This is a genomic window from Corynebacterium bouchesdurhonense (genome assembly GCF_900078305.2).
GTDB lineage: Bacteria > Actinomycetota > Actinomycetes > Mycobacteriales > Mycobacteriaceae > Corynebacterium > Corynebacterium bouchesdurhonense.
In genome coordinates this window covers 22061-38277 of sequence record NZ_LT546028.1, presented here as the reverse complement: position 1 = coordinate 38277, position 16217 = coordinate 22061, and the positions used below count along the sequence as shown (strand labels likewise).

Genomic DNA, 16217 nt, shown 5'->3' with positions numbered 1-16217 from the left:
TCGAAGAATCGCTTGCTGCTTATCGACGGTCATTCGATGGCCTTCAGGGCCTTCTACGCCTTGCCGGCGGAGAACTTCTCCACCTCCGGGGGCCAGCACACGAACGCGGTCTACGGCTTCCTCTCGATGCTGGCGAACATCCTCGCGGAGGAGGAGCCCACCCACGTGGCGGTGGCCTTCGACGTGGGGCGCAAGACCTTCCGCACGGAGAAGTTTCCGGACTACAAGGCGCAGCGCGAAGCCGCCCCGCCGGAGTTCAAGGGGCAAGTGCCCATCATCGAGCGCGTGCTGGGGGACCTCGGCATCGCAACCCTGTCCAAGGAGAACTTCGAGGCCGACGACATCGTGGCCACGCTGACCACCCAGGCGAACGCGGAGGGGGGCTTCGAGGTGATCTTGGTCAGCGGGGACCGGGACTACATCCAGCTGGTCAACGGGCAGACCACCCTGCTGTACCCCACGCGCGGCGTGTCCACCATGACGCGGTTCACGCCCGAGGAGGTGGAGCGCAAGTACGGGCTCACCCCGGCCCAGTACCCGGATTACGCCGCCCTGCGCGGGGACCCCTCAGACAACCTCCCCAGTATCCCGAAGGTCGGGGAGAAGACCGCCGAGAAGTGGATCGTGCAGTACGGCACCCTCGAGGGCCTCATCGAGCACGCCGAGGAGGTCAAGGGGCAGGCCGGCGCGAACTTCCGCGAGCGCATCGAGCAGGTGCGCATGAACCGGGAGCTCACCCAGATGATCCGCGACGTGGAGCTGCCCGTCGGCCCGGCGGACCTGGAGCTGAAGCCGGTGGAGGTGGGCGATGTCGCCCGCGCCTTCGACGACTTGGAGTTCGGCGCGAGCCTGCGCGAGCGCGTGCTGGCCTCGGTGAAGACGACCGGCGGGGACGCGCAGCCGTCCGGCGAGAACACTACGGTGCAGCTGCCCGAGGTCGTGGTGGAGGACGCCCCCCTGGACGAGTGGCTCGCCGCCCGCGAGGGCCAGGGCCTGGCCGTCTACGTCTCCGGCACCCCGGCGCCGGGGGCGGGGGACTGGGTGGCGATGGGGATCGTCGACAAGCAACGGCGCGCGAAGGCGGTGGAAGCATCCGAGCTCACGGCCGCCGAGGACGCGGCGCTCAAGGCGTGGGCCGAGTCGGATGCGCCGAAGTACCTCCACGAGGCCAAGGCGGCGTTCCACATGCTCAAGGGGCGCGGGATCACGCTGCGCGGAATCGCGCACGACACGGCGATTGCTGCCTACCTGCTTCGGCCTGGCCAGCGCACCTACGCCCTCGAAGACGTCTACCAGCGGCACCTGCAAAAACAGCTCACCCTCGGCGGGGACCAGCTGAGCCTGCTGGGGGACACCTCGCTTACCGACGCCGCCGCCGCGGTACTCGAGCTCGCCGCCGAGCTGAGCGGTCAGCTGCGCGGCATCGACTCCTACGAGCTCTACTCCGACCTGGAGATTCCCCTGGTGACCATCCTCGCGGAGATGGAGCACGCCGGCATCGCCGTCGACGTGGACGTGCTCGAGGGCCTGCGGGGCGACTACGCGGCCAGGGTCGAGCGCGTGGAGGAGGAGGCCCGCGCCCTGGTGAACGAGCCCGCGCTGAACCTCTCCAGCCCCAAGCAGCTCTCCGTGGTGCTCTTCGACAAGCTCGAGCTGCCCAAAACCAAGAAGACCAAGACGGGATACTCCACCGCGGCCGGCGAGATCGAGGCGCTCGCGGAGAAGCACCCGCACCCGTTTTTGGATCACCTGCTCGCGCACCGCGAGTACCAGAAGATGAAGTCCACCATCGAGGGGCTGATCAAATCGGTGCAGCCGGACGGGCGCATCCACACCACCTTCAACCAAACCGTGGCCTCCACCGGCCGCCTCAGCTCGGCCGAGCCGAACCTGCAGAACATCCCCGTGCGTACGGAGGCCGGCCGGCGGATCCGCTCCGCGTTCACTGTGGGCGAGGGCTTCGATTGCTTGTTGACGGCCGACTACTCCCAGATCGAAATGAGGGTGATGGCGCACCTCTCCCAGGACGCCGGCCTGATCGAGGCCTACAAGGCGGGGGAGGACCTCCACAACTTCGTCGGCTCCCGCGTCTTCGACGTGCCCATCGACCAGGTCACCCCCGAGCTGCGCCGCCGCGTGAAGGCGATGAGCTACGGCCTGGTCTACGGCCTGTCCGCCTACGGCCTGTCCAACCAGCTCGGCATCCCCGCCGGCGAGGCGAAGCAGATCATGGAGAGCTACTTCGAGCGCTTCGGCGGCGTGAAGCGCTACCTGGACGAGGTGGTGGAGCAGGCCCGCCGCGACGGCTACACCTCCACCGTCTTCGGCCGCCGCCGCTACCTGCCCGAGCTGAACTCCGACAACCGCATCGCCCGCGAGAACGCCGAGCGAGCCGCCCTCAACGCCCCGATCCAGGGCACCGCGGCCGACATCATCAAGGTGGCCATGGTCCGCGTGGACGACGCGCTGACGGGTTACAACTCCCGCGTGCTGCTCCAAGTCCATGACGAGCTGGTGGTGGAGGTCGCGCCGGGCGAGCTCGACGCGGTGCGCGAGATTGTGGAGCGGGAGATGGACGGCGCGATTGAGCTGCTCGTGCCGCTCGAGGTCTCCGCCGGGGTGGGCCGGAACTGGGACGAGGCGGCGCATTAGCACCCCAGCACCCCAGACCGCCTGCCCGGCATCCGCGCCGCGTTCGCGCGCTTCCTTTCTTCCCGCCGCGTCTTCCCGTCGCGGGACGGGAAGCGCCGCCGGCGACGTGGGGACCACCTGACCCTCGTGGTTGTTGTGATCGCGCTTGTCTCACGTGCGTCGGCAGTCCCCGTTTGGTTTTTTTTTTTTTACAAGAAAAAGGGGGCAAGACGGGAGGGGTCCCCTTCGGGGGGCCGGGGAGTTTTTTAAAAGAGCCGGGGGGCCGGGGGGGGGCCCCCCCCGCCGCAAACCCACCCGCACCACGCCCGCGCCACGCCCGCGCCACGCGAGCCAAATATTTGCCCCAGCTGGGCAAAGGCACTACTGTTGCTGGGGCGTATCAACGCGTTGGGGTGGCAGCAGCCGTGATAGGAGGGCTTGCTCCACCGCCGCGCGAGATCGTCTCCCGAACACCCTGCACGTCTACAAACTGCATGTTTAGGGGCGAGAGATGCGCCCATGTCAATTTCGATCTCCTATCTTTTCGGAGCACATTACAAATATGCGCACTTCCAACGCACCGCAGGTAGCCATCAACGACATCGGTGGCCCTGAGGAATTTCTCGCCGCGATTGACGCGACCATCAAGTACTTCAACGATGGCGATATTGTCACCGGCACCGTGGTCAAGGTCGACCACGACGAGGTCCTCCTGGACATCGGGTACAAGACCGAGGGTGTCATCCCCACTCGCGAGCTCTCCATCAAGCACGACGTCGACCCGGACGAGGTTGTCGAGGTCGGCGATGAGATCGACGCGCTTGTCCTGACCAAGGAGGACAAGGAAGGCCGCCTGATCCTGTCCAAGAAGCGCGCCCAGTACGAGCGCGCTTGGGGCACCATCGAGGAGCTGCAGGCCAACGACCAGCCGGTTACCGGTACCGTCATCGAGGTCGTCAAGGGCGGCCTCATCCTCGACATCGGCCTGCGCGGCTTCCTGCCGGCATCCCTCGTCGAGATGCGCCGCGTGCGCGACCTGGATCCGTACATCGGCCAGGAGCTCGAGGCGAAGATCATCGAGCTGGACAAGCACCGCAACAACGTTGTGCTGTCTCGCCGCGCCTACCTGGAGGAGACCCAGTCCGCGGTCCGCTCCGACTTCCTGCACCAGCTGCAGAAGGGCCAGGTCCGCAAGGGCGTCGTGTCCTCCATCGTCAACTTCGGTGCGTTCGTCGACCTCGGCGGCGTTGACGGCCTTGTGCACGTCTCCGAGCTGTCCTGGAAGCACATCGACCACCCGTCCGAGGTTGTCGCCGTGGGCGACGAGGTTACCGTCGAGGTGCTCGACGTGGACCTGGACCGCGAGCGCGTCTCCCTGTCGCTGAAGGCGACCCAGGAGGATCCGTGGCGCGTGTTCGCCCGCACCCACGCCGTGGGCCAGATCGTTCCGGGCAAGGTCACCAAGCTGGTGCCGTTCGGCGCGTTCGTCCGCGTCGAGGAGGGCATCGAGGGCCTCGTCCACATCTCCGAGCTGGCCCAGCGCCACGTGGAGGTCCCGGACCAGGTTGTGAACGTCGGCGAAGAGGTCATGGTCAAGGTCATCGACATCGATCTCGAGCGTCGCCGCATCTCCCTGTCCCTCAAGCAGGCTGATGAGGACTACACCGAGGAGTTCGATCCGTCCCGCTACGGCATGGCCGACTCTTACGACGAGCAGGGCAACTACATCTTCCCGGAGGGCTTCGACCCGGAGACCAACGAGTGGATGGAGGGCTTCGAGGAGGCTCGCCAGGAGTGGGAGGCTCGCTACGCCGAGGCGGAGCGTCGCCACCAGGCCCACGGCGCGCAGATCGAGCGTCACCGCGCCGCGGCCGCCGAGGCTGCGGAGCAGGGCACCGACTCCGCCAACTACTCCTCCGAGAGCAACTACTCCTCCGAGACCGACGGCGCTGCTCCGGCCGCTTCGTCCGAGGAGACCCAGGGCTCGCTCGCTTCCGACGAGCAGCTCGCCGCTCTCCGCGAGAAGCTGGCCGGCAACTAGCCTCACGCTGACCCGCGAGGAGATTTAAACGGCCCGCGCCGCCCCACTCGGGGTGCGCGGGCCGTTTCGCGTACGAGCCGGCGCTGCTACCGTGGCGGGCATGATCAGAGTGGGACTCACGGGCGGCATCGGCAGCGGCAAATCCACGGTGGCGCGCATGCTGGCCAACGAGGGCTTCACCGTCGTCGACGCGGACCAGATCGCCCGCGAGATCATGGAGCCGGGCTCGCCGGTGCTCGCGGAGGTCGCGCGCGAGTTCGGGGAGGAGCTCGTGCTTGCCGACGGCTCCCTCAACCGCGCCGAACTCGCCCACCGCGCCTTCACCACCGCGGACGCCACGGCCCGCCTGAACGCCATCACGCACCCCGCGATCCGCGCCGAGTCAATGCGCCGCCTGGACGAGGCCGAGGCCCGGGATGAGGCCGCCGCCGTCTACGACATGCCGCTGTTGGTGGACCTCGGCCTGCACAAGGCCATGGACCTCACCGTGGTAGTGGATGTGGAGCCCGAGGAGCGGGTGCGCCGCCTCGTGGCCTCCCGCGGCCTCGACGAGGCGGACGCCCGCGCCCGCATCGCCCGCCAGATCCCGGACGCCGAGCGAAACGCCGCGGCGGATGTCATCATCAATAACAACGGCCCGGTCGAGGAGCTCGGGCCGCAGGTCGAGGCCCTCGCGAACCGGCTGCGCTCGGGGAAATAGTTGGAAACCTAAAATGTTGGTTTTAGACCAACGAAATTCACCCGGGCGCAACATTGCCGTTACTTCCGGGCGGTACCTTTGCTCGCCATGGGAACGTGGGACACGGGTCCGTTCGACAACGACCCGGCTACCGATGCCGTCGCGGCGCTCGCCGACGGCACGTTCCGTATGGACCAGTTCCGCTTCGAGTGCGGCCGCGGTCCGTTGGGCGCGGAGGACGCCGAGTCCGTGATCGCGCTCGCCGCCGTGCTCAACGGACACGTCCCGGCCGCGGAGAAGGCGGGGGCCCTATCGTTCCCCTTCAGCGTGGATGACCGCAGGTGGATTCGTCGACAAGCGGCGCAAGTCACCCGCCGGGGCGGGTCGGAGCTCTACGACCTCTGGGAGGAGGCCGGGGAGCTGGACGAGTGGCTCGAGGCCACCCGCCGCTTCGCTTCCTAAAAGCAGCGCGGGGGCCTGCCCCGCGCCCCTGCGCGTATGCTTGCCACCATGGCTTTTGCTGCAGAACACCCCGTCCTCGCCCACTCCGAGTTCCGCCCGGTGGGGGAGATCGAGCGGCGGGAGAAGCCCTTCGAGGTGGTCTCGGAGTACCAGCCTTCCGGCGACCAGCCGGCCGCCATCAAGGAGCTCGACGCCCGGCTGCGCCGCGGCGAGGAGGACGTGGTGCTCATGGGTGCCACCGGCACCGGTAAGTCCGCCACGGCGGCCTGGCTGATCGAGCAGCAGCAGCGCCCCACCCTGGTCATGGCGCCGAACAAGACGCTCGCGGCGCAGCTGGCCAACGAGCTGCGTCAGCTCCTACCCAACAACGCGGTGGAGTACTTCGTGTCGTACTACGACTACTACCAGCCCGAGGCCTACATCGCGCAGACGGACACCTACATCGAGAAGGACTCCTCCATCAACGACGACGTGGAGCGCCTGCGCCACTCCGCCACCTCCGCCCTGCTCTCGCGCCGCGACGTGGTGGTGGTCGCCTCCGTCTCCTGCATTTACGGCCTGGGCACGCCGCAGTCCTACCTGGATCGCTCGATCGTGCTCCGCGTGGGGGAGGAGGTGGAGCGCGACCGCTTCCTGCGCCTGCTTGTCGACGTCCAGTATGAGCGCAACGACGTGGCCTTCAAGCGCGGATCCTTCCGCGTGAAGGGCGACACGGTGGACATCATCCCGGCCTACGAGGAGGTCGCGGTGCGCGTCGAGTTCTTCGGTGACGAGGTGGACGCGCTCTACTACATCCACCCCCTCACGGGCGACGTGCTGAGCCAGGAGGACGAGGTGCGCATCTTCCCCGCGACGCACTACGTGGCCACAGAGGAGCGCATGGAGAAGGCGATCGAGGCGATCAAGCTCGAGCTCGCGGACCGCCTGGAGGAGCTGGAGGGCAAGGGCAAGCTGCTGGAGGCGCAGCGCCTGCGCATGCGCACCGAGTACGACCTGGAGATGATCCAGCAGGTGGGCTTCTGCTCGGGCATCGAGAACTACTCGCGGCACATGGACGGCCGCCCGGCGGGCTCCGCGCCCGCGACGCTGATCGACTACTTCCCCGAAGACTTCCTCACCATCATCGACGAGTCCCACGTGACCGTGCCCCAGATCGGCGGCATGTTCGAGGGTGACATGAGCCGCAAGCGCAACCTGGTGGAGTTCGGCTTCCGGCTGCCCTCGGCGGTGGACAACCGCCCGCTGACCTTCGACGAGTTCGAGGCCCGCGTGGGGCAGACCGTCTACATGTCGGCTACCCCGGGCGACTACGAGCTGGCCGCCTCCGGCGGCGAGTTCGTGGAACAGGTCATCCGTCCGACGGGGCTGGTGGACCCGAAGGTGGACGTGCGCCCCACCAAGGGGCAGATCGACGACCTGATCCACGAGATCCGGGGCCGCGTGGAGAAGGACGAGCGCGTCCTGGTCACCACGCTGACCAAGCGGATGGCGGAGGACCTCACCGACTACTTCCTAGACAACGGCATCAAGGTCCGATACCTCCACTCGGACATCGACACCCTGCAGCGCGTGGAGCTGCTGCGCCAGCTGCGCCTCGGCGAGTACGACGTGCTGGTGGGCATCAACCTGCTGCGCGAAGGCCTCGACCTGCCCGAGGTATCCCTGGTGGCCATCCTGGACGCGGACAAGGAGGGCTTCCTGCGCTCCACCAAGTCGCTCATCCAGACGATCGGCCGCGCGGCCCGCAACGTCTCCGGCGAGGTGATCATGTACGCCGACAACGTCACAGAGTCCATGCAGGAGGCCATCGAGGAGACGGAGCGCCGCCGGGAAAAGCAGCTGGCGTACAACAAGGAGCACGGCATCGACCCGCAGCCGCTTCGCAAGAAGATCGCGGACATCCTTGACCAGGTGTACGAGGACACCGACGGGGAGGCGGCGCCGGCGGGGCAGGCGGGCGGCTCATCCGGGATCGTCGAGAAGCGAGATGTGTCCTCCATGGCGTCCGATGAGCTGCAGCAGCTCATCACCGACCTCACGGCGCAGATGGGCGAGGCGGCGCGGGAGCTGAAATTCGAGCTTGCGGGCCGGTTGCGCGACGAGATCGCGGATCTGCGCAAGGAGCTGCGTGGTATGAAAGAGACGGGAAATTAACGGAAAGGGGCTCGCAGCCATGCACTCGTACACGTCCATCGCCGTCGGCACTGACGGGTCGCCGACCTCCATGCGCGCGGTGCGCGCGGCCGCGAGCCTGGCGCGGGCGTACGGCGCCACGCTGACGATCATCTGCGCCCACTACTCCGCGTCCGGCTCGATGGTAAGCAACACCAACAACGAGCTGCGCCAGCTGGACATCGTTACCGAGACGGCCTCGCAGGAGATCCTCGCCAGGGCCAAGGCGGTGGCGGAGGAGGAGCAGGCGCCCGAGATCAACCTGGTTTCCGCCGGGGGCCAGCCCGCCGCCGTGCTGGTGGAGTCCGTGGCCGAGCACGACGTGGACCTGCTGGTGGTGGGCAACAAGGGGATGCGCACGATGGCCGGGCGCATCTTCGGCAACGTCCCGGGCAGCGTGGCCAAGCGCGCGCCGGTTGACGTCATGCTCGTGGATACCACGAGGGCGTAACGCACGCGCGTCGGCGGGGGACTAGAATGGTCACCACAAACTCACCCCGCTCCATGTGAAAGGTTGGAGATTCACCCATGGGTTCCTTCTACAACACCATCGTCGTTGGCTCGGACGGCTCGAAGTCCTCGTTCCTCGCCGTTGAGCGCGCCGCCGCCCTGGCCGCCGCGTTCGACGCGACGCTGGTCATCGGCACCGCCTACTACCAGTCCGAGGAGGACGCGTCCAAGGCGCTGCGCCAGGACTCGGTGACGATCCTGGGCGACGACCAGGCGCTGAAGAACCTCGAGGCAGCCGCCGAGCACGCCCGCAAGGCCGGCGCCACCAACGTGCAGACCGCCACCCGTCCGGGCACCCCGGTCGAGGCCCTGATGGCCATCGTGAACGACAACAACGCCGAGCTGCTCGTGGTGGGCAACCGCGGCATCAACTCGCTCACCGGCCGCCTCCTGGGCTCCGTCCCGGCGGACGTCGCCCGCCAGTCGGACTGCGACGTGATGATCGTCCACACGGTTACCGAGTAGGGACCGAGTAAGCGGCCGCGTAGACGCGGTTACAGCTCCCCGATCACCGACAGGGTCTGCGTGGCCCGGGTGACCGCAACGTAGAGGTCTTGCCACCCCTGTGGCGAGGCCTCCACTATTTTGCGCGGCTCCACCACAATCACGTGGTCGAACTCGAGCCCCTTCATGTCGGCGACGTTGCCGGCGGTGATCACGGCGCAGGAGCGGGCGTCGAGAAGCGAGCGGACGTGCCCCACCTCCGTGCCGGAGGGGAAGTGCGCGACAGGCACGCCCGTGGAGCGAATGCTTGTCGACGCCCCCTTTTCACCACCACCCAGCTCCAGCACCGCATCGGCGTACTCCATCACCTCGGCCGGCGTGCGGTAGTTCACGGTGAGCTCGTGCAGGCGGAAGCGGCCGGAGACGAACGGCGCGAGCGCCGCGGACCAGTCGTCCGTCCCCGCCGGCGCCGAGGTCTGCGCGGTGTCGCCCACCAGGGTCATCCAGCGCGACGGGCAGCGCCGAAACACCATGCGCCACTCCATCGGGGAGAGCTCCTGCGCCTCGTCCACGATCACGTGCCCGTACGCCCAGGCTTGGTCCGCGCGCGCCCGCTCGGCCGTGGAGCGAGTGTCCCGCTCGCGCTGGCGCGAGGCGAGCGTCTCCGCGTCGATTACGTCCGCGGCGGAGAGGATCTCTGCCTCGAACTGGTCGTCGTCGTTGTCCGTGGACTCCGAGGAGGCGAGGATGTCCAGCGCGTCCTCGGCGTCCGCGACCTGGCGGCGCCACTCCTCCTCCTCGCGACGGCGCTCCTCCTCCGCGTCGGCCACGCCGATGAGCACGCCCAGCTCGTCCACCAGCGCGGTGTCCGAGGGCGTGAACGGCGAGCCGGGGACGCGGTAGAGGGCGTCCTGGGTGTACTCGTCGTAGTCACCGGCCGCGTCGGCGATGCGGTCGCGGTCCGTCAGCAGGGCATCCAGCACGGCTGCGGGGGAGAGCAAGGGAAAGGTGGCGTCGATAAGCGAGCGCACCTGCGGGTGCTGGGCTAAGTCGTCGTGCAACTGGTCCACGTCGGCCGCCGAGAGCAGGTTGGCGCCGCCGAGCGGGTCCGCGCCGATGCGCTCCGCCAGCGCGCCCGCGAGCAGCCGGGTGAGTTCCTCGGCGTACACGGCCTGCGCCGGGTTGTGGGGCTTGCGCGAGCGGCGGGCGCGGGTGCGCGCCGCCTTCACCATCGCCGGCGTCGCCTCGATGGCCACGCCGTCGACGGTCAGCTCCACCGGGGCCTCAGGCACGGTCTGGTACGCCTGCACCGCGCGCTTGAGCACGGTGACCATCTCCGCGGACCCCTTCACCTCGCGCGCGGCGAAGGATTCGCTGGAGGCGGCCGCGGTGGGCGCGAACCCCGGCACGAGGTGCTCGAGGGTGGTCAGAACCACGCCCGTTTCGCCCAGCTCGGGCAGCACGCGCGAGATGTACTCCAAGAACGTGTCGTTGGGGCCGAGGATGAGCACGCCGGTGCGGGAGAGCTGCTCGCGCCAGGTGTAGAGCAGGTAGGCCACGCGGTGCAGCGCCACCGCGGTCTTGCCGGTGCCCGGTCCGCCCTGGACCACCATCACGCCGCGGGTGGCATCCCGGATGATCTCGTCCTGCTCGCGCTGGATGGTCTCCACGATTGACTGCATGTGGCCCGTGCGGGCGGCGTTCATGGCGCGGCGCAGAGCCGCCTCGGAACCGACGTTCGCGTCCGTGGCGTCCACGACCTCGCCCGAGAGCACCTCGTCGTCCACCGCGGTGACCTCGCGGCCGCGCATGCGGATGTTGCGGCGGGTCTCCACGCCCTCTGGGTGGGCGGTGGTGGCGAGGTAGAACGGTCGCGCCTGGGGCGCGCGCCAATCGAGCAGCAGGGTGCGGTAGTGGTCGCGGCGGTCGTCGATGCCCATACGGCCCACGTACCGGCGGTCCAAGCCGGCGCGGCCCGGCACCGGGTTCTCCGGCTCCGGGTCCGCCACGTCCACCCGGCCGAAGACGAGCCCTACCTCCGCCACGCCGAGCTGGTCCAGCTTCGCGTTCAGGGCATGGTACTCCGTCTCGCGGCGAACCAGGGCGTCCGAATCGGGGTTGTCCGGGTCCACGTCCGCCTGCACCTGAGCAAGCTTGCGCCTCGCTGCGTCCACCTCGCGGCCGAGGTGGTCGAACAGGACATCCACGTGCTCCTGCTCGGCGGCCACAGCAGCGTTCGCGGCGCTAGCAGCGGCAGCGGCGCTAGCAGGGTCCTCCGGGTGATCGGTCAAAACCGCGCTCCTCTCCTTTGCGTCTGGTTCCAACTCACGCGAAACGGCCCCCGCCGCCGGAATATTCCAGGAATAACTCCGGTGCGGGGGCCGCTCGGGCTGGGCGGGGGTTAGCTCAGCTTCTTCTGCGCCTTCTTCACCAGCTTCTTCGCGCGCTTCTCGGCCTTGTTGGCCTTGCGCTTCCAGCGGCGCTTCTGAATCCAAGACGGGGAGGCATCCAAGTTATCCCAGGCGTCCTGCAGATCATCGACCGCGCCCTGGGCCTTCTTCTGCACCTTCTTGGAGCCCTTCTTCACCTTGTGCTTCGCCTTGAGCTTATCCAGCTCGGAGGGGGCGAGGTCATCCAGGGAGGACTGCAGGTCACTGACCACGCCGTGGACCTTGCGCTTCGCCTTGAACTGCTGCAGCTTGCTCGGCTTCAGGTCCTCGTACTTGTCCTGGGCCTCGTCCGCGGCATCATCGAGCCACTCGCCGGCGTTGTTCAGGAACTTGGAGGTCTGCTTCTTCGCGTCGCCGAGGAAGTCAGAGGCCTTGTCGCCCGCGCGGGACGCGGCCTTGCGCCAATCGCCCTTGTTGTCGTCGATGTACTCGCCGACCTGGTCGGTGGCGTCGGAGAACCAGTCGGTGGCCTTGCCCCACGCCTTCTCCGCCTCGGACTGGGTGGGCAGCGCCTGCTGCACGTTGCGCTTGGCCACCTTGGCGGCGTTCTGCGCGCGCCACTTCATGTCCGGCTTGCCGTCGGTGTCCACCGTGGCCAGCAGCACGCCGCCGGTGAGGGCGAGATCGGTCAGGGCGCCGGCCTTGCGGCGGGTCTTCTCGTCCTCGTCATCGGTGTCCCAGAACGCGTTGCGGCCCGCGAGGGACGCAAGCGAGGTGGCGGTGAGCAGGCCCGCGGCGGTGCGGGGAGCCTTGCCCAGCGCGAACAGGGAGGCGGCGCAGGCCTTCACCCCGCCGACGATCTGCGCGGCGGTCTCCGGGTCCTTCGGAATGAAGGCGCGGTACTGGCGCGGCACCGCGGCGCGCACCTGCTTCAGCACGCTGTCGGCGCTCTCCTTGTGGCTGGCGGGGTTCAGCACCGTCTGAACACCGTCGATGACAAACGCCGATGCGAGCATCGGGCGTGCGATTTTCCTGATCATGTCTAACCCATCCTTTTCATAGAAATGTGGCAGTACCGTCCACTGTAGACTTTTCCGGCTCCCGCGGGGCGGTGCCCGCAGAGGTTTCCGTCTACCAGCGGCGCTCCCACCACTCGTCCAGGTGCGGCCGCTCAGCGCCCACGGTGGTGGGCTGGCCGTGGCCCGGGCGCACCACGGTCTCGTCTGGCAGGCGGTCGAATATCTTTTCCTTCACGTCATTGAACAGGCGGATGAAGTCGGACTCGGAGGCGGTCTTGCCCACGCCGCCGGGGAAGAGGGAGTCGCCCACGAAAATGTTGGGCACGCCGTCCACCTCCGCGTAGAGGCACGCACCGCCGGGGGTGTGGCCGCGCAGGATCGCCACCGGCAGGCGCTCGCCGGCGAACTCGAGCACGTCGCCGTCGCGCAGCTCTCGGTCCACCTCGGCGGGCAGGGCGGGCGCGTCTAAGTACGGGGCCCAGTGCGTTGCCCCGGTGGCCTCGAGGACCTCGGGCAGGGCGCGGACGTGGTCGTGGTGGCGGTGGGTGGTCAGCACGTCGGTGATGGCCACCCCGTTGGACTCGGCGAGGTTGAGCAGGGCTGGCGCGTCATCGGCGGCGTCGATAAGCAGGCCCTGCTTCCCCTTGCACAGCAGGTAACAGTTGTTGTCCATCGAGGACACGGAGATCTGGTGCAGCGTGAAGTCGGTGCTCATGGGCCCAAGGCTAGTGCGGCCGCGGAATAGTTGGGGTGGCGGGCTCGTTGGTAGGTTCGTTGGGGGTAGAAACGGCAGAACTTCGAGTAAGGACGCAGGGATTCACGTGGCTGAACGGCTGACTGTGCGCGGCGCGCGCCAACACAACCTCAAGGGCATCGACGTCGAGCTGCCCCGGGACAAGATGGCGGTGTTTACCGGGTTGTCCGGCTCCGGCAAGTCCTCGCTGGCCTTCGACACCATCTTCGCCGAGGGGCAGCGCCGCTACGTGGAATCCCTGTCCTCCTACGCGCGCATGTTTCTCGGGCAGATGGACAAGCCGGACGTGGACTACATCGACGGGCTGAGCCCCGCGGTGTCCATCGACCAGAAATCCACCAACCGCAACCCGCGCTCCACGGTGGGCACGATCACGGAGATCTACGACTACCTGCGCCTGCTCTATTCCCGCGCCGGCACCCCGCACTGCCCGGTGTGCGACGCGGTGATCCAGCGCCAGACGCCGCAGCAGATTGTGGACCAGGTGATGGAGCTCGAGGAGCGCACCAAGTTCCAGGTGCTGGCGCCGGTGGTGCGCCAGCGCAAGGGCGAGTTCCAGGACCTGTTTCGGGACCTCGCGGCCCAGGGCTACTCCCGCGTGAACGTCGACGGCGAGACGTACCAACTCTCTGAACCGCCGGCCCTGGAGAAGCAGGTCAAGCACACGATTGACGTGGTGGTGGACCGCCTGACGGTTAAGGCCAGCCAGAAGCAGCGCCTCACCGATTCGGTAGAAACCGCGCTGAAGCTTGCCGACGGCCTCGTGGGATTCGACTTTGTCGACCGCGAAGTGGACGACCCGGACCGCGTGCAGGTGTTCTCGGAGAAGATGGCCTGCCCGAACGGCCACAAGCTGGACGTGGAGGAGTACGAGCCGCGCGCGTTCTCCTTCAACTCGCCGTTCGGCGCCTGCCCGGCCTGCGACGGCCTGGGCGTGCGCAAGGAAGTGGACATCGACCTGGTGATCCCGGACCCGGACGCCCCGGCGGTGGATGCCTTCCAGATCTGGAACTCGAGCCCGAACAAGGCCTACTTCACCAAACTCATCGAGGTGCTCGCGCGCGAGGAGGGCTTCGACGCGCACGCGCCGTTCAGCTCGCTGACCAAGACGCAGCAGAAGCACCTCGTGCACGGCTCGAAGACACAGGTGAACGTCCGGTACAAGAACCGCTACGGGCGCCAGCGCTCCTACACCGCGGCGTACGAGGGCGTGATCGGCTACCTCGAGCGCAAAATGGAGCAGGCGGAGTCAGATTCGCAGAAGGAGCGCCTGCTCGCGTACACCCGTGAGATCCCGTGTCCCACCTGCGGCGGCGCCCGCCTGAAGCCCGAAATCCTCGCCGTGCGGCTGAACTCCACCACGCACGGCGAGAAGTCCATCGCCGGGCTGACCGAGCTGTCGATCGAGGAGGCCTCCACCTACCTGGACAACCTGGTGCTGGGCTACCGCGAGGAGATGATCGCCGGCGCGGTGCTGCGGGAGATCCAGGCCCGCCTGCGCTTCCTGCTGGACGTGGGCCTGAACTACCTCACCCTGTCGCGCTCCGCGGGCACGCTCTCCGGCGGGGAGGCGCAGCGCATCCGTCTCGCCACCCAGATCGGGTCCGGCCTGGCCGGCGTGCTCTACGTGCTGGACGAGCCGTCCATCGGCCTCCACCAGCGCGACAACCAGCGCCTGATCAAGACGCTGAAGAAGCTGCGGGATCTGGGCAACACGCTCGTGGTGGTGGAGCACGACGAGGACACCATCCGCGAGGCGGACTGGCTGATCGACATCGGGCCGAAGGCCGGCGAGTACGGCGGGGAAGTGGTCTACCAGGGCAAGCCCGCGGGCATTGTGAAGGCGAAGGACTCCCTGACCGGCGACTACCTCTCCGGGCGCAAGAAGATCGAAGTGCCTTCCTCGCGCCGCCCCGTGGACAAGGGCCGAATGCTCAAGGTGGTCGGCGCACTCGAGAACAACCTGGACAACGTCTCGGTGGACATCCCGCTCGGCGTGCTGGTTGCGGTCACCGGCGTGTCCGGTTCCGGTAAGTCCACGCTGGTGAACCAGATCCTGGCCAAGACGCTGCAGAACGAGCTCAATGGCGCCCGCCAGGTTCCGGGGCGTGTCAAGCGGGTGGAGGGCCTGGAGCACCTAGACAAGCTGGTGCAGGTGGACCAGAGCCCGATCGGGCGCACCCCGCGCTCGAACCCGGCGACGTACACGGGCGTCTTTGACAAGATCCGCAACCTCTTCGCCGAGACGCAGGAGGCGAAGGTGCGCGGCTACAAGGCCGGACGCTTCTCCTTCAACGTCAAGGGCGGGCGCTGCGAGGCGTGCCGCGGCGACGGCACGATCAAGATCGAGATGAACTTCCTGCCGGACGTCTATGTGCCCTGCGAGGTCTGCCACGGCGCCCGCTACAACCGCGAGACGCTCGAGGTGCGCTACAAGGGCAAGAACATCGCCGAGGTGCTGGACATGCCGATCTCGGAGGCCGCGGAGTTTTTCGAGCCGATCAGCTCCATCCACCGCTACCTCAACACGCTGGTGGACGTGGGCCTCGGCTACGTGCGCCTAGGCCAGTCCGCCACCACACTCTCCGGCGGCGAGGCGCAGCGCGTGAAGCTGGCCGCGGAGCTGCAGAAGCGCTCGAACGGCCGCACCATCTACATCCTCGACGAGCCGACCACGGGCCTCCACTTCGAGGACATCCGCAAGCTCATGCTGGTGCTCAACGGCCTGGTGGAGAAGGGCAACACGGTGCTGGTGATCGAGCACAACCTGGACGTGATCAAGTCCGCGGACTGGATCGTGGACATGGGCCCCGAGGGCGGCTCCGGCGGCGGTACGGTGGTCGCCCAGGGCACCCCGGAGCACGTGGCCGGGGTGGAGGGTTCCTTCACCGGCCAGTTCCTCGCAGAGGTGCTGGCCAAGGGGTAGCGATTTGGCCGGCGCGGGGCGGGCGTGCTACGTTTGGTCGCACTACCGCCCGGCGCACCTTCTCCAGGTGCGCGGGCCGCAAGTGGAGTTCCTCCCACCCCATGCCGCCGTTGAAGGTTGGATACGGGTTTGACGCGGGTGATCGTCGAAAAGCGATTGCCCCAAAGGAGAGATCCCGCCATGCGCGGG

At 67.8% G+C, this 16217-nt stretch carries 11 protein-coding genes; 8 read left to right on the top strand and 3 right to left on the bottom strand.

Going from position 1 to position 16217, the window contains the following annotated elements; translation table 11 throughout:
• Nucleotides 1-36: 36 nt before the first annotated feature.
• The 7 genes from polA (at nt 37) to BN4252_RS04915 (ending at nt 8960) form a co-directional block, all read left to right on the top strand.
• Complete coding sequence (polA, locus tag BN4252_RS04945) at nt 37-2652, top strand: DNA polymerase I (protein ID WP_066526866.1); 2616 nt, start codon at nt 37-39, stop codon at nt 2650-2652.
• 541 nt (nt 2653-3193) lie between these two features.
• The gene (rpsA, locus tag BN4252_RS04940) at nt 3194-4672 is read left to right on the top strand and encodes a 30S ribosomal protein S1 (RefSeq protein ID WP_066526864.1); all 1479 of its coding nucleotides are present in this window, start codon (nt 3194-3196) and stop codon (nt 4670-4672) included.
• A 100-nt stretch (nt 4673-4772) separates the two neighbouring features.
• The gene (coaE, locus tag BN4252_RS04935) at nt 4773-5372 is read left to right on the top strand and encodes a dephospho-CoA kinase (protein WP_066529119.1); all 600 of its coding nucleotides are present in this window, start codon (nt 4773-4775) and stop codon (nt 5370-5372) included.
• Nucleotides 5373-5459: 87 nt separating this feature from the next.
• Complete coding sequence (locus tag BN4252_RS04930) at nt 5460-5813, top strand: DUF4259 domain-containing protein (RefSeq protein WP_066526862.1); 354 nt, start codon at nt 5460-5462, stop codon at nt 5811-5813.
• A 48-nt stretch (nt 5814-5861) separates the two neighbouring features.
• Nucleotides 5862-7967: an excinuclease ABC subunit UvrB gene (uvrB, locus tag BN4252_RS04925; RefSeq protein WP_066529114.1), complete on the top strand. Its 2106-nt coding sequence runs from the start codon at nt 5862-5864 to the stop codon at nt 7965-7967.
• A gap of 19 nt (nt 7968-7986) precedes the next feature.
• A complete protein-coding gene (locus BN4252_RS04920) occupies nt 7987-8436 on the top strand; it encodes a universal stress protein (RefSeq protein WP_066526861.1) in 450 nt (149 codons plus the stop codon).
• Nucleotides 8437-8513: 77 nt separating this feature from the next.
• A complete protein-coding gene (locus BN4252_RS04915; protein ID WP_066526860.1) occupies nt 8514-8960 on the top strand; it encodes a universal stress protein in 447 nt (148 codons plus the stop codon).
• 29 nt (nt 8961-8989) lie between these two features.
• Here the strand turns inward: BN4252_RS04915 and BN4252_RS04910 are convergent, their stop codons facing one another.
• The 3 genes from BN4252_RS04910 to BN4252_RS04900 form a co-directional block, all read right to left on the bottom strand.
• Nucleotides 8990-11230 (bottom strand): HelD family protein, encoded by a 2241-nt coding sequence (locus tag BN4252_RS04910; RefSeq protein ID WP_066526853.1) that lies wholly within the window; start codon nt 11228-11230, stop codon nt 8990-8992.
• A 110-nt stretch (nt 11231-11340) separates the two neighbouring features.
• Nucleotides 11341-12369, bottom strand: a complete 1029-nt coding sequence (locus BN4252_RS04905; RefSeq protein ID WP_066526850.1) for a DoxX family protein — start codon at nt 12367-12369, stop codon at nt 11341-11343.
• Between the two features lie 91 nt (nt 12370-12460).
• Nucleotides 12461-13063 carry an MBL fold metallo-hydrolase gene (locus BN4252_RS04900; RefSeq protein WP_066526845.1) on the bottom strand — a complete coding sequence of 201 codons (603 nt, stop codon included), beginning with the start codon at nt 13061-13063 and terminating at the stop codon, nt 12461-12463.
• Between the two features lie 106 nt (nt 13064-13169).
• On the opposite strand from BN4252_RS04900, the gene uvrA reads away from it, so the two are divergent.
• Nucleotides 13170-16028, top strand: a complete 2859-nt coding sequence (uvrA, locus tag BN4252_RS04895; protein WP_066526843.1) for an excinuclease ABC subunit UvrA — start codon at nt 13170-13172, stop codon at nt 16026-16028.
• The last annotated feature ends 189 nt before the right edge of the window (nt 16029-16217 follow it).

Excerpts from the sequence above, each read along its gene's own strand:
- polA (WP_066526866.1), top strand. The coding sequence starts at position 37 with ATGGCCTTCAGGGCCTTCTACGCCTTGCCGGCGGAGAACTTCTCCACC.
- rpsA (WP_066526864.1), top strand. The coding sequence starts at position 3,194 with ATGCGCACTTCCAACGCACCGCAGGTAGCCATCAACGACATCGGTGGC.
- coaE (WP_066529119.1), top strand. The coding sequence starts at position 4,773 with ATGATCAGAGTGGGACTCACGGGCGGCATCGGCAGCGGCAAATCCACG.
- BN4252_RS04930 (WP_066526862.1), top strand. The coding sequence starts at position 5,460 with ATGGGAACGTGGGACACGGGTCCGTTCGACAACGACCCGGCTACCGAT.
- uvrB (WP_066529114.1), top strand. The coding sequence starts at position 5,862 with ATGGCTTTTGCTGCAGAACACCCCGTCCTCGCCCACTCCGAGTTCCGC.
- BN4252_RS04920 (WP_066526861.1), top strand. The coding sequence starts at position 7,987 with ATGCACTCGTACACGTCCATCGCCGTCGGCACTGACGGGTCGCCGACC.
- BN4252_RS04915 (WP_066526860.1), top strand. The coding sequence starts at position 8,514 with ATGGGTTCCTTCTACAACACCATCGTCGTTGGCTCGGACGGCTCGAAG.
- BN4252_RS04905 (WP_066526850.1), bottom strand. The coding sequence starts at position 12,369 with ATGATCAGGAAAATCGCACGCCCGATGCTCGCATCGGCGTTTGTCATC.
- BN4252_RS04900 (WP_066526845.1), bottom strand. The coding sequence starts at position 13,063 with ATGAGCACCGACTTCACGCTGCACCAGATCTCCGTGTCCTCGATGGAC.